The organism is Microbacterium sp. NPDC090003 (genome assembly GCF_044748385.1).
GTDB lineage: Bacteria > Actinomycetota > Actinomycetes > Actinomycetales > Microbacteriaceae > Microbacterium.
This window is the reverse complement of record NZ_JBIVFW010000002.1, coordinates 305,314-323,605: the sequence shown is the minus strand read 5'-3', so window position 1 is coordinate 323,605 and position 18,292 is coordinate 305,314. Positions and strand designations below refer to the sequence as shown.

The following is an 18,292-nucleotide window of genomic DNA, read 5'->3' as shown; positions in this document are numbered from 1 at the left end:
ATGGTCTCCTCGAAGAAGCAGTCCCCCCTCGATGCCGTCTCGAAGACGATCATCGAGCTGCTCCAGGAGGACGGGCGTCGCTCGTACTCCGACATCGGCCGCGTCGTCGGCCTGAGCGAAGCGGCGGTCCGCCAGCGCGTGCAGCGGCTGACCGAATCCGGGGTGATGCAGATCGTGGCGGTCACGGACCCCATGCAGCTCGGCTTCCACCGTCAGGCGATGATCGGCATCCGCGTGTCCGGCGATGCGCGCCGCGTCGCCGAGGCCGTCGCCGAGATCGAGGCGATCGACTACGTCGTCATCACGGTCGGCGCCTTCGACGTGCTCGCCGAGGTCGTCTGCGAGGACGACGAAGACCTGCTGTCCCTGATCAACGACGTCATCCGGCCGATCGACGGCGTGCTGTCGACCGAGACCTTCATCTACGCGAAACTGCAGAAGCAGCTCTACAACTGGGGGACCAGATGAACTCCGCATTCTCACCCGAGGCCGAGGCCGCACTCCAGGCGAAGGCTCAGGACCATCTCTGGATGCACTTCACGCGCCAGTCGACCATGGCCGAATCCGGCGTGCCGATCATCGTCAAGGGCGACGGACACCGCATCTGGGACGCGAAGGGCAAGGAGTACTTCGACGGACTCGCCGGCCTCTTCGTCGTCAACGCCGGCCACGGGCGACGGCGCCTCGCCGAGGCCGCTGCGAAGCAGGCATCCGAGCTCGCGTTCTTCCCGCTGTGGTCGTACGCGCACCCGGCGGCGATCGAACTCGCCGATCGCCTCGCCGACGAGGCGCCCGGCGACCTCAATCGCGTCTTCTTCTCGACCGGCGGCGGTGAGGCCGTCGAGACCGCGCTCAAGCTCGCGAAGCACTACTGGAAGCTGCAGGGCAAGCCCACCAAGCACAAGGTGATCTCGCGTTCGGTCGCGTATCACGGCACCCCGCACGGCGCCCTGGCGATCACCGGCATCCCCGCGATGAAGGCCATGTTCGAACCGGTCGCCCCGGGCGGTTTCCGGGTACCGAACACCAACTTCTATCGGGCGGCCGAGATGGGCGCGCCCGCCGACGACCTCGAGGCCTTCGGCCGCTGGGCCGCCGACCGCATCGAGGAGATGATCCTTTTCGAGGGCGCCGACACCGTCGCCGCGGTCTTCCTCGAGCCGGTGCAGAACTCCGGCGGATGCTTCCCGCCGCCTCCCGGTTACTTCCAACGCGTGCGCGAGATCTGCGACCGGCACGACGTGCTGCTCGTCTCGGACGAGGTCATCTGCGCCTTCGGGCGCCTCGGCCACACCTTCGCGTGCACGGGGCTCGGGTACGTGCCCGACATGATCACCTGCGCGAAGGGCATGACGAGCGGATACTCGCCGATCGGCGCGACGATCGTCAGCGATCGCATCTACGAGCCGTTCTCGACGGGCGACCTGTCGTTCCCGCACGGCTACACGTTCGGCGGTCACCCGGTGTCGGCAGCGGTCGCCCTCGAGAACCTCGCGATCTTCGACGAGGAGGGTCTCAACGCACACGTGCGCGAGAACTCGCCCCTCTTCCTCGCCGAGCTCGAGAAGCTCAGCGATCTGCCGATCGTGGGTGATGTGCGCGGCGACGGCTACTTCTTCGGCATCGAGCTCGTGAAGGACAAGGCGACGCGCGAGACCTTCGACGACGCCGAGTCCGAGCGGCTCCTGCGCGGCTTCCTCTCCCCCGCACTCTTCGAGGCCGGCCTGTACTGCCGTGCCGACGACCGGGGCGATCCCGTGATCCAGCTCGCGCCGCCGCTGACCGTGGGCCCGGCCGAGTTCCGCGAGATCGAGCAGATCCTGCGCGACGTGCTCACCCGCGCGCAGGCCGTTCTCTGAGCCGCCCCTCTCCCCTTCCCTTCACACCCCCAGGAGCACTGTGGACGTCGTCCGTCATGTCATCAACGGATCGGAGACCGCCGCGGCGGCCCGCACCGGTCAGATCTTCAACCCCGCGACCGGCGAGGTGACCCGCGAGGTCGCGTTCGCGTCGACCGCCGAGGTCGACGGCGCGATCGCCGCCGCTGCGGCCGCCGCGCCCGCCTGGCGCGAGACGAGCCTGATCAAGCGCGCCGACGTGTTCTTCCGACTGCGCCAGCTGCTCAAGGAGCGCACGCCCGAGCTCGCGGCGATCGTCACCTCCGAGCACGGCAAGGTGCTCTCGGATGCCGCGGGCGAGGTGTCGCGCGGCATCGAGAACGTCGAGTTCGCCGCCGGTCTCGTGCACCTGCTCAAGGGCGAGCGCAGCGAGCAGGTCTCGCGAGGCGTCGACGTGCACTCCGTCAAGCAGCCGGTCGGCGTGGTCGCCGCGATCACGCCGTTCAACTTCCCCGTCATGGTGCCGCTGTGGATGGTCGCCTCGGCGATCGCCTGCGGCAACACCGTCGTGCTCAAGCCCAGCGAGAAGGACCCGTCGGCCGCCGTGTGGCTGGCGAAGCTCTTCCAGGAGGCAGGTCTCCCCGACGGCGTGCTCAACGTCGTGCACGGCGACAAGGAGGCCGTCGACGCTCTGCTCGACTCCCCCACCGTCGCGGCCGTCAGCTTCGTCGGCTCCACGCCCATCGCCCGCTCGATCTACCAGCGGGCCTCCGCCGCGGGCAAGCGCGTGCAGGCCCTCGGCGGCGCGAAGAACCACATGGTCGTGATGCCGGATGCCGACATCGACGCGGCGGCCGATGCCGCGGTCTCGGCCGCCTACGGCTCGGCCGGCGAGCGCTGCATGGCCGTGTCGGTGCTCGTCGCCGTGGGCGACGTCGCCGACGACCTGGTCTCGGCGATCGCCTCCCGCATCGACGGACTCACGATCGGCGACGGCACCGATCCCGCCAGCGAGATGGGCCCGCTCATCACGCGCGAGCACCGCGACCGGGTGGCCTCCTACGTCACCGGAGCGGCGGCCGAAGGTGCCACGGTCGTCGTCGACGGCACCGCCAAGGAGTTCGATTCGAACGGTTTCTTCCTGGGCGTCAGTCTCATCGACCACGTCACCCCGGGAACGAAGGTGTACGACGACGAGATCTTCGGCCCGGTGCTGTCGGTCGTGCGCGTCGACACCTACGCCGACGCCGTGGCGCTCGTGAACGCCAACGCCTACGGCAACGGCACCGCGATCTTCACGCGCGACGGCGGCACGGCGCGTCAGTACGAGTTCGACATCGAGGTCGGGATGGTCGGGGTCAACGTGCCGATCCCCGTGCCGATCGGTGCCTACTCCTTCGGCGGTTGGAAGGACTCGCTGTTCGGCGACTCCCACATCTACGGCCCCGAGTCCGTGCACTTCTACACGCGCTCCAAGGTGGTCACCACCCGCTGGCCCGACCACACGCCGTCACAGATCGACCTCGGCTTCCCGAGCAACCACTGAACCCCGAGCACGCCCGAGGAGCCCGACCGATGACGAACTTCACCGACCGCCACGGGGCGGCCCACGCGCTGCCCGCTCCGGATGCCGAGGCGCAGGTGCGCGCCGACGATCGCGCACACGTCTTCCACTCGTGGAGCGCACAGGCCCTGATCGATCCGCTGCCGGTCGCCGCCGGCGAGGGATCGACGTTCTGGGACTACGCGGGCAACGCCTACCTCGACTTCTCCAGCCAGCTGGTGAACCTCAACCTCGGCCATCAGCATCCCGATCTCGTCGCCGCGATCCAGCAGCAGGCCGGCCGGCTCGCGACCATCCAGCCGTCGATGGCGAACGATGTGCGCGGCGAGCTTGCCCGCCTGATCTCCGAGGTCGCACCCGCCGGCATGCAGAAGGTGTTCTTCACGAACGGCGGCGCCGAGGCCAACGAGTACGCCGTGCGCATGGCGCGCCAGTTCACCGGGCGCCGCAAGGTGCTCTCGATGTACCGCAGCTACCACGGGTCGACCTCCACCGCGATCTCGCTCACCGGCGACCCGCGCCGCTGGGCGAACGACGGGGTCGACAACGGCACGGTGCGCTTCTTCGGACCGTACCTGTACCGTTCCACCTTCCACGCCAAGACGCCCGAGCAGGAGGCCGAGCGCGCGCTCGCGCACCTCGAGCAGACGATCCAGCTCGAGGGGCCGGCGACGATCGCGGCGATCATCATCGAGACGGTCGTGGGCACCAACGGCGTGCTCGTGCCCCCGCCCGGGTACCTTCCCGGCGTGCGCGAGCTCTGCGACCGCTACGGCATCGTCTACATCGCCGACGAGGTGATGGTCGGGTTCGGTCGCCTCGGCGAGTGGTTCGGCATCGACGCTTTCGATGCGACGCCCGACCTGATCAGCTTCGCGAAGGGCGTCAACTCCGGCTACGTGCCTCTGGGCGGTGTGGTGATCTCCGATCGCATCTCCGCGGCCTTCGACGAGATGCCGTTCGCCGGCGGACTCACCTACTCCGGGCACCCGCTCGCGTGCGCGGCGGGCGTCGCGACCTTCGAGGTGTTCCGTCGCGACGGCATCCTCGAGCGCGTGCGCGATCTGGGCGAGCGCGTCGTCGAACCGGCCCTGCGCCGCTGGACCGAGACGCATCCGAGCGTCGGCGAGGTGCGCGGATGCGGACTCTTCTGGGCGATCGAGCTGGTGCGCGACCGCGCGACCCGCGAACCGCTCGTGCCGTTCAACGCCTCCGGAGCGGATGCCGCGCCGATGGGTGCCTTCGCCGCCGCGGCGAAGAAGGGCGGTGTCTGGCCGTTCGTGCACTTCAACCGCGTGCACGTCGCCCCGCCGCTGGTCATCTCCGAGGACGACCTGGTTCGCGGGCTCGCCGTCATCGACGACGCGCTGGCCGTCGCGGACGAGGCCGCAGCCGGCTGAGGGCCGGCAGCGGCGTCAGATCAGGAACCCGCGCAGCAGCGCCTCGGATCCCGCGAGGTGGTCGCGCATCGCGGCCTCGGCGACGTCGGGCCGACCGGCGAGGATCGCCGTGACGATGCGCTCGTGCTGCTCGCCCGAGTGCTGGATGTTGCGCGGCAGGAGGGGGAAGGTGTCGAGCCAGGCGTTGACGTCGGCCCGATTCTCGGCGACGAGCGCCACGAGCGACGGGATGCCCGCGGCCTCGGCGATCGCCAGATGCAGCAGCGTGTCGAGGCGGCGGTACTCCTCGGGACCGGCCGGCAGGGCCGACTCGTGCCGCGCCCACAGATCCGCCCGTGTCGCCGCGTCCAGCGTCCGGCTCGCCGCCGCTCGGACGGCACCGGTCTCGAGCACGCGCCGGAGGCCCAGGACGTCGTCGATCTCGGCCGCGGTCACGGCCCCGGCATCCGACGGTTCGGGCAGCGGATCCGCGACGAACGTGCCGCCGTACCTCCCGCGCTTCGGCACCAGGTAGCCGGTGTCGGCGAGCTCGCGGATGGCGTCGCGCACGGTGTCGCGACTCACCCCGAACGAGGCCGCGAGCTCGCGTTCCGGGGGCAGCGACTCCCCCGGAGCGACGACTCCGAGTCGGATGGTCTGCACGAGACGAGCGACCGCATCCTCGAGGGCGTTCCCTCGGCGCAGCGGGCGATAGACCGCCCGACGCACCTCGACGAGATCGCCGTCGGAAGGGGGAACGCTCATGATTCTCAGCCTGTCACAGCGACATGATTCCGGTTCACAGCATCCGACGTCGCAGCATCCCGCTTCACAGGGGAGTGACGTAGGCGTTGGTGATTCCGCCGTCGACGACGAAGGCGCTGGCGGTGATGAACGACGAGTCGTCGGAGGCGAGGAAGGCGACGGCGGCGGCGAGTTCGGACGGCTCCGCGAAGCGTCCCATCGGCACGTGCACGAGGCGCCGCTGCGCGCGCTCGGGGTCCTTCGCGAACAGCTCCTGCAGCAGCGGGGTGTTCACCGGCCCCGGGCAGAGCGCGTTGACCCGCACGCCCTGCCGCGCGAACTGCACGCCCAGTTCGCGCGACATCGCGAGCACGCCACCCTTCGACGCGGTGTAGCTGATCTGCGAGGTCGCCGATCCCAGCAGTGCGACGAACGAGGCGGTGTTGATGATCGACCCGCGGCCCGCGGGCACCATATGACGCAGAGCCGCCCGGCTGCACAGGTACACGCTCTTGAGGTTCACGTCCTGCACGCGATCCCAGGCGGGCAGCTCGGTCGTCTCGATCGAGTCGTCGTCGGCGGGCGAGATTCCGGCGTTGTTGAAGGCGATGTCGATGCGCCCGAACTCCGCCGCGACGCCGTCGAACAGAGCGTCGACCGCGGTCTGGTCGGCGACGTCGACCGGGCGGAACGCCCCGCCGACCTCGGCGGCCGCCCTCTCGCCCGAAGCGGGGTCGACGTCGGCGATGACGACGAACGCCCCCTCGGCGGCGAAGCGCTGGGCGGTGGCGAAGCCGATGCCGCTCGCTCCCCCGGTGATGATGGCGACGCGGTCCTTCAGGCGCTGGGTCAGATCGATGCTCATGTGTGTTTCTCCGTTGCAGGTGGTCGAGGGGATCGGGGTCGCGCTCAGTCGGTCGCGAAGAAGACGTTCTTGGTCTCGGTGAAGTGCTCGGCGGCGTCCGGACCCAGCTCGCGTCCGAGTCCGGAGGCTTTCATGCCGCCGAAGGGCGTCGCGTAGCGCACCGAGGAATGGGAGTTCACCGACAGCACGCCGCTCTGCACACCGCGCGAGACGCGGACCGCCCGGCCGAGGTTCTGGGTCCAGAGGGAGCCGGCGAGGCCGTAGGCGGTGTCGTTCGCGAGACGGATCGCGTCGGCTTCGTCGTCGAAGGGCATGACGGCGACGACCGGACCGAAGACCTCCTGCTGCGCGATCCGATCGGCGGGATCGGCCAGCACCACGGCAGGCGCGAACCAGAATCCGTCCCCGGTGGGTGCGGTCCCGCGGAAGGCGATCGTCGCGTCGTCGAGGAACCCGGCGACCGTGTCGCGATGGCTGGCCGAGATGAGCGGACCCATGTCGGTCTCGGTGCTCGACGGATCGCCCACCTGCCACGCCGCGACCGCCGGCTCCAACAGCTCGAGGAACCGGTCGTACACCGAACGCTGCACGAGCAGCCTGCTGCGGGCACAGCAGTCCTGCCCCGCGTTGTCGAAGACCGATCCCGGGACGGCGGCGGCGGCCTTCTCGAGATCGGCATCCGCGAAGACGATGTTGGCGCTCTTGCCGCCGAGTTCGAGTGTGACGGGCTTGAGCGCCCGCGCGCAGCCCGCTGCGACCTCGATGCCGACCTCGGTCGACCCCGTGAAGACCACCTTGCGCACGTCCGGATGCTCGACGAGACGCTGCCCCACCACGGAGCCCGATCCGGTCACCACCTCGAAGAGTCCCGCGGGTAGCCCCGCCTCGAGGGCGAGTTCGCCCAGGCGGATCGCGGTCAGCGGCGTCAGCTCGGCCGGCTTGAGCACCACGGCGTTGCCCGCGGCGAGCGCCGGGGCGAACGCCCACGCGGCGATCGTCATCGGGAAGTTCCACGGCACGATCACCCCGACCACGCCGTAGGGGTCGTGAAAGGTGACGTCGAGCCCACCCGCCACCGGGATCTGCCGGCCCGAGAGTCGCTCGGGGTCGGCGGAGTAGTAGTTGAGCACCTGGGCGACGTGACCGGCCTCCCAACGGGCGGACCCGATCGGATGCCCGGAGTTGAGCACCTCCAGCTGCGCCAACTCCTCGGCGGCGCCCTCGACGGCGCGCGCGAACGCCCGCAGCGCATCGGCGCGTGCGACGGGCGCGAGGGCGGCCCACCGGCGCTGGGCGGAGACGGCGCGCGCGATCGCGGCATCCGTCTCTCCGACATCGGCGCGCGCGATCTCGCGGATCGCCGCGCCCGTCGACGGATTGATGACCGTGAACGCGCTCATCGTGCGTCCTCCTTCCGCCGCGCGGCGAACGCGCGGGCCTGTGTGACGAGATCGGCGAAGAGACGCCGGTCCTCGGCGTTCTCCTCGGGGTGCCATTGCACGCCGACGATGTGCCCGTCGGTCGTGTCGACGAAGGCCTGCACGAGGCCGTCATCCGAGTGCGCGGCGGCGACGAGCCCGTCGCCCAACCGGTCGACGCCCTGGTGGTGGTAGCTGTGCACGCGCACCTCGGTCTCGCCGAGGATGCCGGCGAGCGCGGTGTCGACCTCGACCTCGACGGCGTTCTCGGCGAAGACGCCGCCGCCGATCCGGTACCTCTCGGTTCCGAGCGAATCGGGCAGGTGCTGCTGCAGCGTGCCCCCGCGAGCGACGTTCACCAGTTGCAGGCCGCGGCAGATCGCGAGCATCGGGATACCGCGGCGCTCGGCCGCGCGGAACAGTGCGAGCTCCCACGCGTCGCGATCGACCCGCGCGGGATCGGTGAGCGGATGCCGTCCCGCGCCGTAGAGCTCGGGGGCGACGTCCGCGCCGCCGGAGAGCACGAGCCCGTCCAGTCCCGCGATCACCGCGTCCGCGGCATCCGGGTCCTGCGGCGGCAGCAGCAGCGCGATGCCACCGGTCGACGTCACACTCGTGAGGTACTGCTCGGGCAGGAAGGCCGCCCGCACGTCCCACACCCCCTGCTGCGCGCGCTCCAGGTACGTCGTGATGCCGATCAGCGGCGCGGGGTCAGAGGCGCTCGAAACCACGGATGCGCTCCCAGTCGGTGACGGCCGCGTCGTAGGCCTCGACCTCGATGCGCGCCTGGTTCAGGTAGTGCTCGACCACGTCGTCGCCGAACGCCGCCCGCGCGATCGGCGATTCGCGGAAGAGCTGAGCGGCCTCGCGCAGCGTCGTGGGCAGGTGATCGACGCCCGCCTCGTAGGCGTTGCCGGTGAAGCGTTCGGGCAGTGGCAGCTCGTTCTCGACACCGTGCAGCCCGCCGGCGATGATCGCCGCGATGCCGAGGTAGGGATTCACGTCTCCGCCCGGCACCCGGTTCTCGACGCGCAGTCCCGATCCGGATCCGACGACGCGCAGGGCGCACGTGCGGTTGTCGATGCCCCAGGCGACTCCCGTCGGGGCGAAGCTGCCCTTGGCGAAACGCTTGTAGGAGTTGATGTTCGGGGCGAACAGCAGGGTGAACTCGCGCAGCGTCGCCAGGATGCCGGCGATCCAGTGCTCCATGACGGGACTGAAGCCGTGCTCGCCGTCACCGGCCATCACCGGAGCACCCGACTGATCTCGCAGCGAGAGGTGGATGTGACAGCTGTTGCCCTCGCGCTCGTTGAACTTCGCCATGAAGGTGAGCGACTGACCGTGCTGTTCGGCGATCTCCTTCGCACCGTTCTTGTAGATCGCGTGTTGATCGGCGGTCTCGCGCACCTCGGCGTAGCGGAAGGCGATCTCCTGCTGGCCGAGGTTGCACTCGCCCTTCACGCCCTCGCAGTAGAGCCCTGCGCCGTCCATCCCGTTGCGGATGTCGCGCAGCAGCGGTTCCATCCGGGTCGACGCGAGCAGGTTGTAGTCGACGTTGTAGTCGGTCGCGGGGGTGAGTCCCTCGTACTTGCGCGCCCAGGCCTCGCGGTAGGTGTCCTCGAAGACGATGAATTCGAGCTCCGTACCCGAGTACGCGGTCCACCCGCGCTCGGCGAGGCGGTCGCGCTGACGGTCGAGGATTGCCCGGGGCGACGGCCCGACCGGTTCGCCGTTCTGCCAGACGAGGTCGGCCATCACGAGCGCCGTCCCCTCGAGCCACGGGATGTTGCGCAGCGTCTCGGCGTCGGGCCGCAGCACCATGTCGCCGTAGCCGCGGTCCCACCCCGACATCGCGTAGCCGTCGACGGTGTTCATGTCGACATCGACCGACAACAGGTAGTCACAGGCTTCCGCGCCGTGCGACAGGATGTCCTCCTGGAACAGGCGGGCGGAGACGCGTTTGCCGACCAGACGCCCCTGCGCATCGGCGAAGGCCACGATCACGGTGTCGATCTCACCGGCGGCGATGCCGGCGTCCAGCTGCTCGATGCTCAGGTTTCCCGACATCTGACGCTCCGTTCTCCTGCGGTGAAGCGATCGGCCGACCGGCTTCGCCCTCAGAGTAGATCACCTCGACGTTTAAAGGTAGACGAAACCACCATTGACTGTCACAATCATCCGCAAGGTGCACCCGGCGCCTGCATGCGAGTGAGCGGAGAACGTATGTCTGGCCAGAGCAATGAATCCCGCAAGGTCGCCGGAGCGACCTATACACGTGCCGGAAGCGAGTACTTCGAGAAACGGACGCTGAAGAGGTCGGCCGGAGTCTGGGGTCTGTGGGGCCTCGCGGTCGCCGCCGTCATCTCGGGAGACTTCTCGGGCTGGAACTTCGGTATCGACTTCGCGGGCTTCGGCGGAATGCTCATCGCCTTCGTCATCCTCGTGGCGATGTACTACGGCATGATCTTCGCGATCGGAGAGATGGCGGCCGCGATGCCGCACACCGGCGGCGCCTACTCCTTCGCTCGATCGGCCATGGGCCCGTGGGGCGGACTGGTCACCGGTGCCGCCGAGACGATCGAGTACGTCGCGACGACGGCGGTGATCGTCTACTTCTCGGCGTCGTACGCCAACGGGATCACGAGTGAACTGCTCGGCCTCGAGTTGCCCGGATGGGTCTGGTACCTCATCCTCTATGTGGTCTTCATCGCGCTGAACTCCGCGGGAGCGGCGATCTCGTTCCGCTTCGCGATCGTCGTGTCGGTCATCTCGATCGGTATCATCCTCGTCTTCTCGCTCATGGCGCTCTTCTCCGGCGCGTTCTCCTGGGATGCCCTGTGGGACATCGTCCCCGACGAGGGACAGTCGACGTTCCTGCCCCACGGCGTCCTGCCGATCCTGTTCGCCCTGCCGTTCGCCATGTGGTTCTTCCTCGGCATCGAAGAGCTTCCGCTCGCGGCCGAGGAATCGCACAACCCCACCCGCGACATCCCGAAGGCCGGGTTCTGGGCGCGCGGCACCCTGATCGTCACCGGCCTCCTGGTGCTGTTCCTCAACACCGGCGTCATCGGCGCCGAGGCGACCGGCACCGCCGGAGAACCGCTGCTCGACGGCTTCCGCGCGATCGTGGGCGACCAGCTCGCGGCCGTGCTCGCGCTGTTCGCCCTGATCGGCCTGCTCGCCTCGCTGCAGGGGATCATGTTCGCCTACGGACGCAACATGTACTCCCTGTCACGCGCCGGCTACTACCCGCGATTCCTCTCGCTGACGGGCAAGCGCCAGACGCCGTGGGTCGCCCTCACGGTCGGCGCCGCGATCGGCTTCATCGCCCTGATCGTGCTCGACGTGCTCACCGCGGTCGACTCCGAAGGCGCGGGCACCGTGGCCGGAGCCATCGTGTTGAACATCGCGGTCTGGGGCGCCGTCGTCGCCTACGGGCTGCAGCTCGTGTCGTTCATCATCCTGCGCAGGAAGTTCCCGAACGTCGATCGCCCGTACGTCAGCCCCTGGGGAATCCCGGGCGCCGTCATCGCGCTCGTCATCGCAGCGCTCATCTTCGTCGGCTTCCTGCTCAACCCGACCTTCGGTCCCGCGATCATCGCGATCGCGATCGTGTACGCCATCATCCTGCTCGGGTTCGGCCTGTTCTTCCGCCACCGCCTCGTGCTCTCCCCCGAAGAGGAGTACGCGCTCTCGGGCGGCTCGCACGGAGACCCGCAGGCCGAGGGCTACGACGCGATGGAGGGCGAGGTCTTCGACGGCAGGTCGTGACCGGCGAGGAGCGCGACCGACGGAGGGCTACTTCGCGTCGAAGTCGAACGCCTTGAGCAGCTCGCCGACCGCCTGCTCGCGCTCCTCCCCGCCCTCCTCGAACATGTGCGTCACGTGGGTGCGCAGATGGTTCTCGAGAAGAAGGCGGTTCAGCGACTCGAGCGACTTCTGGATGGCGCGGGACTGCGTGATGATGTCCATGCAGTAGTCCTCGTTCTCGATCATCCGCGTGACCCCGCGGAGCTGCCCCTCGAGGATGGCGGTGCGGTGCAGGGCGCGCTTCTTGATGTCTTCGATCACGCCATCGAGGTTACTCCGGGTCGCGGTCTCGGGTCCGTGAAAGGATGCCTTCATGCCGCGCACACCGATGGCGATGCTCTCGCCCGCCGATCAGGTCCGTCTCCGCGCGCTGCGCCGTATGAAGGCGGTCGCCCTGGGGGCGCTGATCTTCATGGCCGTCGTGTTCGTGTTCGCCTTCGCGTTCCAGGAGCGCATGGGGTGGCTCGGGTACGTGCGCGCCGCGGCCGAGGGCGGAATGGTGGGTGCCCTCGCCGACTGGTTCGCGGTGACCGCGCTCTTCCGCCGCCCGCTGGGCCTCCCCATCCCGCACACCGCGATCATCCCGAGCCGCAAGGACGAGATCGGCCGCAGCCTGGGCGAGTTCGTCGAGACGAACTTCCTCGAGGCGAGCGTGGTGCGCACGAAGCTGTCGTCGACCGCGATCGCGCAGCGTGCGGGCGAGTGGCTGCGAGAGACTCCGCATGCCGAGCGGGTCGGCGCCGAGGGCGCCACGATCGCCACCGCGATCCTCAACGGCCTCAGCGACGACGACGTGCGCGATCTGATCTCCGACCTGGCCCGCGAGCACCTCGTCTCGCCCGAGTGGGGTCCGCCCGCGGGCGCCTGGCTCGAGAAGATCGTCGAGGCCGACGCCCATCACGGTGCGGTCGATCTCGCCGCCGACAGCATCGGGCGCTGGCTCGAGGCGAACGCCGAGTCGTTCTCCGGCCTCGTCTCCCGGCGCCTGCCCTCATGGGTGCCGCGGCTCGCGCACCGCTTCGTCGACGACACCGTCTACAACGAGGCCGTGAAGTTCGTGCAGGCCGTGCAGGCCGACCCCCGGCATCCGGCCCGTCTGGCGATCGACGGCTATCTCGGTCGCCTCGCCGACAGTCTGCAGAACGACCCGGCCACCCGCGCGAAGCTCGAGAACGCGAAGGCGTCGCTGTTCGACAGCCCCCGCGTCGGCGCCCTCGCCGCCGAGGCGTGGAACACCGCCAAGAACGGTCTGCTCACCGCCCTGGCCGACCCCGAGAGCGGCCTGCGCCGCCGGGCCGTGCAGGCCCTGCAGGAGGTGGGCGAGCGTCTGACGACGGATGCCGCGCTGCAGCGGCGCGTCGACACCTGGGTGTCGGATGCCGCGGTCTTCCTCGTCGATCGCTACCGCCACGACATCGCATCGATCATCACCGACACCGTCGAACGCTGGGATCCGGCCGAGACGACCGAGAAGATCGAACTCATGGTCGGCCGCGACCTGCAGTACATCCGTCTGAACGGAACGTTCGTCGGCGCCCTCGCCGGCCTCGTCATCTTCTCGATCGCCCACGCCCTCATTCCCGGAGTCTGACATGGCCCTCTCGCACGATCCCCTCTGGCCGCGCGCCGGAGCCTGGCCCACCCCCGACGCGGTCGATGACGCGGATGCCGTGCTGCTGGGCGTCCCGGTCTGGCGCACGTCGCTCTCGCCCACGGGCGCCGGGGCGACTCCGGCCGCGATCCGCGCCGCCCTCCCGCGCTACGGCACGGCGCTGATGGGCCCGCCGGCGGTCGACCTGAACGAGGTTCTGCGCATCACGGATGCCGGCGACGTGCACGAGCCCGACGGGGACGAGGGCGAGGCATCCGTCATCACCCGGGTGCGCGAGCTCTCGGACGCCTTCGTCATCGCGCTCGGCGGCGACAACTCCCTCACCTATCCCGTGGCGCTGGGCTCCCGGGCGACGGGACTGATCACCTTCGACGCGCATTTCGACCTGCGCGACGGCGTGTCGAACGGAACCCCGGTGCGCCGGCTCGTCGAAGACGTCCCCGCACTCTCGACGCTCGACACCGCGCGCATCGATCCGACGCGCATCGTGCAGATCGGCATCGCCGACTTCGCGAACTCGGTCGCCTACGCCCGCCGGGCGGCGGACTGGGGCATCCGGGTGATCACGCTCGATGAGGTGCGCCGCCGCGGTGTCGACGACGTCGTGAACGAAGCCCTCGAGATCGCCGGTGCCGGATCAGATGCCCGCGTCCACCTCGACATCGACGTCGACGTCTGCGACCGCTCGGTCGCCCCCGGCTGCCCCGCGAGCGTGCCCGGCGGCCTGCAGGCGTGGGAGCTGCGCGCCCTGACCCGCGCGGTCGCCACCGATCCCCGCGTCGTCAGCGCCGACCTCGCCGAGGTCGATGCGACGGCGGATTCCGAAGACGCCCGCACCGTGCGACTCGCCGCGCTGTGCGTGCTGGAGCTGCTCGCCGGGCTCGCCGCGCGCTGAGGAGAAGCAGAAGGCCCCGGGGAGAACCCGGGGCCTTCTGTTGTGGTGGTGGACCTAAGGGGATTCGAACCCCTGACCTCCTCGATGCGAACGAGGCGCGCTACCAACTGCGCCATAGGCCCTTACGGAGATCAACATTATCACGACGTCGACCCCTGTTCGGACGTCGCGATCACCCGGCCGCGCGACGGGCGAGCATGTCGCGCACGTGCGCCTCGATCTCGGCATCGTCGACGAATCCCATCTTCGCGTAGGGCGAAGCCTCGGCGGCGGGCGCCGGACGCGGGGCGGGAATCTGCACGGGCGCCGGAGCCTGCTCGGCGGCGATCTGCTCGGCGCGGGCACGGAGTTCCGCGAGCCGCGCAGCCTTGCGGAGCTGCTCCTGCGCATCGATCTCGGCGCGGGCGGTCTGGGCGCGCGACCCGGCGACCGCGACGAGCGGCTCGGGCAGAGGACGCGGGGTCCACGTCGCACGACCCTGGTCGTGGATCTCGGGCGCGACGCGCTCTCGGGGCGCCTCGGCGACCACATGACTCGCACGGGCGACTCGACCAGCGACGGCGGCCATCCGCTGCAGCGCGATCGCGCCGAGCAGGGCCAGAGCCCCGCCGACCCACAGCAGCACCGATGCTCCGGTCGCGAGCAGCTGCCACACGCCGAGTCCCGCGAGCACCACTCCGACGAGAGCGGCGACGGTCGACAGCATCCGCACCCGACGGCGCGCACGCGCCTGACGGATCACCGGGTCGGCCCGCGTCGCCGCGAGTTCGGCACGCAGCGACTCGAGTTCCGCGGACTCGCGCTCGGACTGCACGCGCTTGGCGAGCTTCTGCTGCGCCAGCGCGGTACGAGCGCTCAGTTCGACACGCACCTCTTCGGGGGTCTCGCTCGTCTCGGCGAGGATCCGCAGTGCCTGGTTGAGCCGAACAGCATTGCGCTCGGCGGCGTTGTACTGGAAACGGCCACGCCACGAGGGCAGCAGATAGAGCATCCACAGGAGCACGGCGACGAGCACGATCACTCCCCCGCTCAGCACCGGCCCGTCCATATCGATAACGGTAAGGGAACAACCCTGCCCGAGCCGAGAGCCGGGCGCGTGTCGCGACCAGAGATATCGCCGGAATCGGCGTGTCGTCAGACCGAGAGGCGGTCCGACGGAGGGATCGTCGCCGCATCCGGAGGAACCTGGCCGTTCAACCAGCGCGCCAGCACCCCCTGCGGCACGTCCTCCTTCGTCAGCGCGAACGCGTAGTGGTCGCGCCAATCGCCGTCGATGTGGATGTACCGCCGGCGCAGTCCCTCGTAGCGGAACCCGAGCTTCTGCACGACGCGCAGGCTCGCCGCGTTCTCCGGGCGGATGCAGATCTCCATCCGGTGGAGGCCGTACTCCACGAAGCACGCATCCGTCGCCAGCGCGACCGCGGTGGGCGTGATGCCCTTACCCGCGAACTTTTCGCTGACCCAGTACCCGATCGTCGCCGAGCAGAGCGACCCGCGCGAGACCCCCCACACGTTCAGCTGACCGGCGATCTCGCCGTCGTACTCCATGACGAACGGATAGCCGGCGCCGTCGCGGTACTGCTGGAGCAGACGACGGATGCTCAGGCGCATGTCGAACGACACCGAGCCATAGGGCACCGTGGCCTCCCACGGCTGCAACCAGGACCGATTCGCGAGCAGCTCCTGCTGGAGCACGCGGGCATCCTTCGTGCGCACGAGTCGCAGCTCGATCGATCCGTGTCGCATGCCCGCCATGAGATCCATCATCTCGCGCCCGACCCGCCTGCGGCCTAGAGGCGCTCGGCGAATTCCTTCAGCCAGGGACGCAGCTCGGGACCGAGGTCGTCGCGGTCGGAGGCCAGCTGCACGATCGCCTTGATGTAGTCGACGCGGTCGCCCGTGTCGTAGCGGCGTCCGCGGAAGATCACACCGGTCACGCCGGGGCCCGACGGGTCGGCAGCCATCTCCTGCAGCGCGTCGGTCAGCTGGATCTCGCCGCCCTTACCGGGCTCGGTGCGCTCGAGGATGTCGAAGATCGAGGCGGGCAGCACGTACCGTCCGATGATGGCGAGGTTCGACGGGGCGTCCTCGCGCGCGGGCTTCTCGACGAGTCCGGTGACGCGCACGGCGTCCGAACCCTCGATCTGCTCGACCGCAGCGGCGCCGTACATGTGGATGTTCGCGGGGTCGACCTCCATCAGGGCGATCACGGCGGCGCCGGAGCGCTCGTGCTCGGCCAGCATCTCGGTCAGCAGCGGGTCGCGCTCGTCGATGAGGTCGTCACCGAGCAGCACCGCGAAAGAACTGTCGCCGACGTGCGTGCGAGCGCGCAGCACCGCGTGGCCCAGGCCCTTCGGCTCGCCCTGGCGCACGAAGTGGATGTCGGCGAGGTCGCTCGAACGCACGACGCGCTCCAGACGTCCGTGGTCGCCCTTCTCCATGAGCTTGACCTCGAGTTCCGGCACCGAGTCGAAGTGGTTGGAGATCGCGTTCTTATTGCGCCCGATGATGACGAGGATGTCGTCGATCCCGGCATCCGCCGCCTCTTCGACCACGTACTGGATGGCCGGTTTGTCGACGACCGGCAGCATCTCCTTCGGCATGGCCTTCGTGGCTGGCAGGAAGCGCGTCCCCAGACCTGCCGCAGGAATGACCGCCTTGAACTTCTGTGTACCCATCCCGACAGCCTACCGGTGGGCGCCGCGTAGACTCTGAGCCATGTCGAACGAGGTCGAGCACGCCAAGCGCGCACTGCGCGCCGAGCTCCGCGAACGCCGGGCGCTCCTCTCCGATGCGCAGCGCGACGCCGCCGCCTCCTCGATCGGCGAACGCCTCGACGAGCTCGTCGAGACCCTCGGTGCACGGTCGATCTCCTGCTACCTCTCGGCGACCGCCGAGCCGGGGACCCGCGAGTTCGTCACCCGGGCGGTGCGCCGCGGCATCCGCGTGCTGCTCCCCGTCACCCGCGCCGACGGACTGCTCGACTGGGCCGTCGCGAACGATGACGACGACGTCGCCGAGGGACTCTTCGGCCTGCCCGAACCGACCGGCGAGGTGCTCGGGCCCATCGCGGTGAACGACGTCGACCTGATGATCGTGCCCGCCGCCGCTGTCGACCGCTCGGGCATGCGGATGGGCTGGGGCCGCGGCTACTTCGACAAGACCATCGGGTCGATGGAGAAGTGCCCTCCCGTGTACGCGGTCATCTATGATTCCGAGATACTCGACTCCCTCCCGCGCGAGGTGCACGACCAGCCGGTCGACGGCATCGTGACGCCGACGCAGACCCTCTCCCTGTCGCAGCCGCGACGCTGACCCCTGAGGACACCATGCCCACCTACGCCTATGCCTGCACATCGTGCGGCCACCGCTTCGACGCCGTGCAGAGCTTCGCCGACGCGTCGCTCACCGTCTGCCCCGAATGCGGCGGCGCCCTGCGCAAGCAGTACGGGTCGATCGGCGTGACCTTCAACGGCTCCGGCTTCTATCGCACGGACTCGCGAGCGAAGAGTGGCGGATCATCGGACGCTTCGACATCATCGAAGAAGGAGTCGACGAGCACGAGTGCCCCCGCGCCCGCGTCGAGCCCGACCTCATCCTGATTCCCCACCACTCGGAGGTTCGCATGCTCAAAGGATTCAAGGACTTCATCCTCCGCGGCAACGTCATCGACCTCGCGGTCGCCGTCGTCATCGGCTCGGCGTTCACCGCGATCGTCAACGCCGTGGTCGCCAGTGTCATCAACCCGCTCGTCGCGCTCTTCTTCAAGGCGGATTCGATGGGCGGCTTCGGCCCGCAGGTCACCAACATCTACGGCGATACGGTCACGTTCCCCCTCGGCGACCTGATCTCGGCCGTCATCAGCTTCCTCGCCGTCGCCCTCGTCGTGTACTTCGTGTTCGTGCTGCCGATGAACACGTTCAAGGCCCACGTCGAGGCCCGTAAGGGAACTGCCGCCGAGCAGCCCGAGGAGGAGCCGGCCGCCGCGACCGAGGCCGAGCTGCTCGTCGAGATCCGCGACCTGCTCGCGAAGAGCAACGCCCGCGACTGAGGGGCACACCCGTCGCTGCGAGAGCAGCTGCACCGGACGTCCCGTTCCGCTTGGCAGCGTCGTACGACGCTCAGTAGTGGGGCGGGACGTCCTGCATCATGCGGTCGTCATTGGGA

19 protein-coding genes and 1 tRNA gene are annotated in these 18,292 nt (G+C 69.4%); 10 read left to right on the top strand and 10 right to left on the bottom strand.

Annotated features, from left to right (window positions below; genetic code table 11):
- The 4 genes from ACIPVN_RS14495 to ACIPVN_RS14480 are packed head-to-tail and all read left to right on the top strand — an operon-like array spanning position 1 to position 4,802.
- A complete protein-coding gene (locus ACIPVN_RS14495) occupies positions 1–468 on the top strand; it encodes an Lrp/AsnC family transcriptional regulator (protein ID WP_400444138.1) in 468 nt (155 codons plus the stop codon).
- A complete protein-coding gene (locus ACIPVN_RS14490; protein ID WP_400444136.1) occupies positions 465–1,859 on the top strand; it encodes an aspartate aminotransferase family protein in 1,395 nt (464 codons plus the stop codon). The genes ACIPVN_RS14495 and ACIPVN_RS14490 overlap by 4 nt, the downstream gene beginning before the upstream one ends.
- Positions 1,860–1,899: 40 nt before the next feature.
- Positions 1,900–3,384: a CoA-acylating methylmalonate-semialdehyde dehydrogenase gene (locus tag ACIPVN_RS14485; RefSeq protein ID WP_400444133.1), complete on the top strand. Its 1,485-nt coding sequence runs from the start codon at positions 1,900–1,902 to the stop codon at positions 3,382–3,384.
- Between the two features lie 29 nt (positions 3,385–3,413).
- Positions 3,414–4,802 carry an aspartate aminotransferase family protein gene (locus ACIPVN_RS14480; RefSeq protein WP_400444131.1) on the top strand — a complete coding sequence of 463 codons (1,389 nt, stop codon included), beginning with the start codon at positions 3,414–3,416 and terminating at the stop codon, positions 4,800–4,802.
- Positions 4,803–4,817: 15 nt separating this feature from the next.
- Here ACIPVN_RS14480 and ACIPVN_RS14475 read toward each other — a convergent pair whose 3' ends face one another.
- The 5 genes from ACIPVN_RS14475 to ACIPVN_RS14455 all read right to left on the bottom strand — a co-directional run bounded on the left by ACIPVN_RS14475 (position 4,818) and on the right by ACIPVN_RS14455 (position 9,875).
- Complete coding sequence (locus ACIPVN_RS14475; protein ID WP_400444129.1) at positions 4,818–5,546, bottom strand: FadR/GntR family transcriptional regulator; 729 nt, start codon at positions 5,544–5,546, stop codon at positions 4,818–4,820.
- Between the two features lie 64 nt (positions 5,547–5,610).
- Positions 5,611–6,390, bottom strand: a complete 780-nt coding sequence (locus ACIPVN_RS14470) for a 3-oxoacyl-ACP reductase (RefSeq protein WP_400444126.1) — start codon at positions 6,388–6,390, stop codon at positions 5,611–5,613.
- Between the two features lie 44 nt (positions 6,391–6,434).
- Complete coding sequence (locus ACIPVN_RS14465; RefSeq protein ID WP_400444123.1) at positions 6,435–7,790, bottom strand: aldehyde dehydrogenase family protein; 1,356 nt, start codon at positions 7,788–7,790, stop codon at positions 6,435–6,437.
- A complete protein-coding gene (locus ACIPVN_RS14460; protein ID WP_400444121.1) occupies positions 7,787–8,539 on the bottom strand; it encodes a gamma-glutamyl-gamma-aminobutyrate hydrolase family protein in 753 nt (250 codons plus the stop codon). The genes ACIPVN_RS14465 and ACIPVN_RS14460 overlap by 4 nt, the downstream gene beginning before the upstream one ends.
- Positions 8,520–9,875 carry a glutamine synthetase family protein gene (locus ACIPVN_RS14455; protein WP_400444119.1) on the bottom strand — a complete coding sequence of 452 codons (1,356 nt, stop codon included), beginning with the start codon at positions 9,873–9,875 and terminating at the stop codon, positions 8,520–8,522. Before ACIPVN_RS14455 ends, ACIPVN_RS14460 begins: the two co-directional genes overlap by 20 nt.
- A 156-nt stretch (positions 9,876–10,031) precedes the next feature.
- Between ACIPVN_RS14455 and ACIPVN_RS14450 the strand changes: the two genes are divergently transcribed.
- Positions 10,032–11,579, top strand: coding sequence for an amino acid permease (locus tag ACIPVN_RS14450; protein WP_400444116.1), 1,548 nt, complete (start codon positions 10,032–10,034; stop codon positions 11,577–11,579).
- A 27-nt stretch (positions 11,580–11,606) separates the two neighbouring features.
- Here the strand turns inward: ACIPVN_RS14450 and ACIPVN_RS14445 are convergent, their stop codons facing one another.
- Positions 11,607–11,879: a metal-sensitive transcriptional regulator gene (locus ACIPVN_RS14445; protein WP_400444114.1), complete on the bottom strand. Its 273-nt coding sequence runs from the start codon at positions 11,877–11,879 to the stop codon at positions 11,607–11,609.
- Between the two features lie 52 nt (positions 11,880–11,931).
- Here ACIPVN_RS14445 and ACIPVN_RS14440 point away from each other — a divergent pair, with 52 nt between their 5' ends.
- Positions 11,932–13,209 carry a DUF445 domain-containing protein gene (locus tag ACIPVN_RS14440; RefSeq protein ID WP_400444111.1) on the top strand — a complete coding sequence of 426 codons (1,278 nt, stop codon included), beginning with the start codon at positions 11,932–11,934 and terminating at the stop codon, positions 13,207–13,209.
- Between the two features lies 1 nt (position 13,210).
- A complete protein-coding gene (locus ACIPVN_RS14435) occupies positions 13,211–14,125 on the top strand; it encodes an agmatinase family protein (protein WP_400444108.1) in 915 nt (304 codons plus the stop codon).
- Between the two features lie 46 nt (positions 14,126–14,171).
- Here ACIPVN_RS14435 and ACIPVN_RS14430 read toward each other — a convergent pair.
- The 4 genes from ACIPVN_RS14430 to galU all read right to left on the bottom strand — a co-directional run bounded on the left by ACIPVN_RS14430 (position 14,172) and on the right by galU (position 16,803).
- A tRNA-Ala gene (locus tag ACIPVN_RS14430) sits at positions 14,172–14,247 on the bottom strand.
- Positions 14,248–14,297: 50 nt separating this feature from the next.
- Positions 14,298–15,173 carry a hypothetical protein gene (locus tag ACIPVN_RS14425; protein WP_400444106.1) on the bottom strand — a complete coding sequence of 292 codons (876 nt, stop codon included), beginning with the start codon at positions 15,171–15,173 and terminating at the stop codon, positions 14,298–14,300.
- A gap of 86 nt (positions 15,174–15,259) precedes the next feature.
- A complete protein-coding gene (locus tag ACIPVN_RS14420) occupies positions 15,260–15,871 on the bottom strand; it encodes a GNAT family N-acetyltransferase (protein ID WP_400444705.1) in 612 nt (203 codons plus the stop codon).
- Positions 15,872–15,915: 44 nt separating this feature from the next.
- Positions 15,916–16,803 (bottom strand): UTP--glucose-1-phosphate uridylyltransferase GalU, encoded by an 888-nt coding sequence (galU, locus tag ACIPVN_RS14415; protein WP_400444104.1) that lies wholly within the window; start codon positions 16,801–16,803, stop codon positions 15,916–15,918.
- Positions 16,804–16,843: 40 nt separating this feature from the next.
- Between galU and ACIPVN_RS14410 the strand changes: the two genes are divergently transcribed.
- The 3 genes from ACIPVN_RS14410 to mscL are packed head-to-tail and all read left to right on the top strand — an operon-like array spanning position 16,844 to position 18,176.
- On the top strand, positions 16,844–17,440 hold the full coding sequence (locus ACIPVN_RS14410; protein ID WP_400444102.1) for a 5-formyltetrahydrofolate cyclo-ligase: 597 nt from the start codon (positions 16,844–16,846) through the stop codon (positions 17,438–17,440).
- A 14-nt stretch (positions 17,441–17,454) separates the two neighbouring features.
- On the top strand, positions 17,455–17,727 hold the full coding sequence (locus ACIPVN_RS14405; RefSeq protein WP_400444100.1) for an FmdB family zinc ribbon protein: 273 nt from the start codon (positions 17,455–17,457) through the stop codon (positions 17,725–17,727).
- Positions 17,728–17,750: 23 nt separating this feature from the next.
- Positions 17,751–18,176 carry a large conductance mechanosensitive channel protein MscL gene (gene mscL / locus ACIPVN_RS14400; RefSeq protein ID WP_400444098.1) on the top strand — a complete coding sequence of 142 codons (426 nt, stop codon included), beginning with the start codon at positions 17,751–17,753 and terminating at the stop codon, positions 18,174–18,176.
- Positions 18,177–18,292 lie beyond the last annotated feature (116 nt).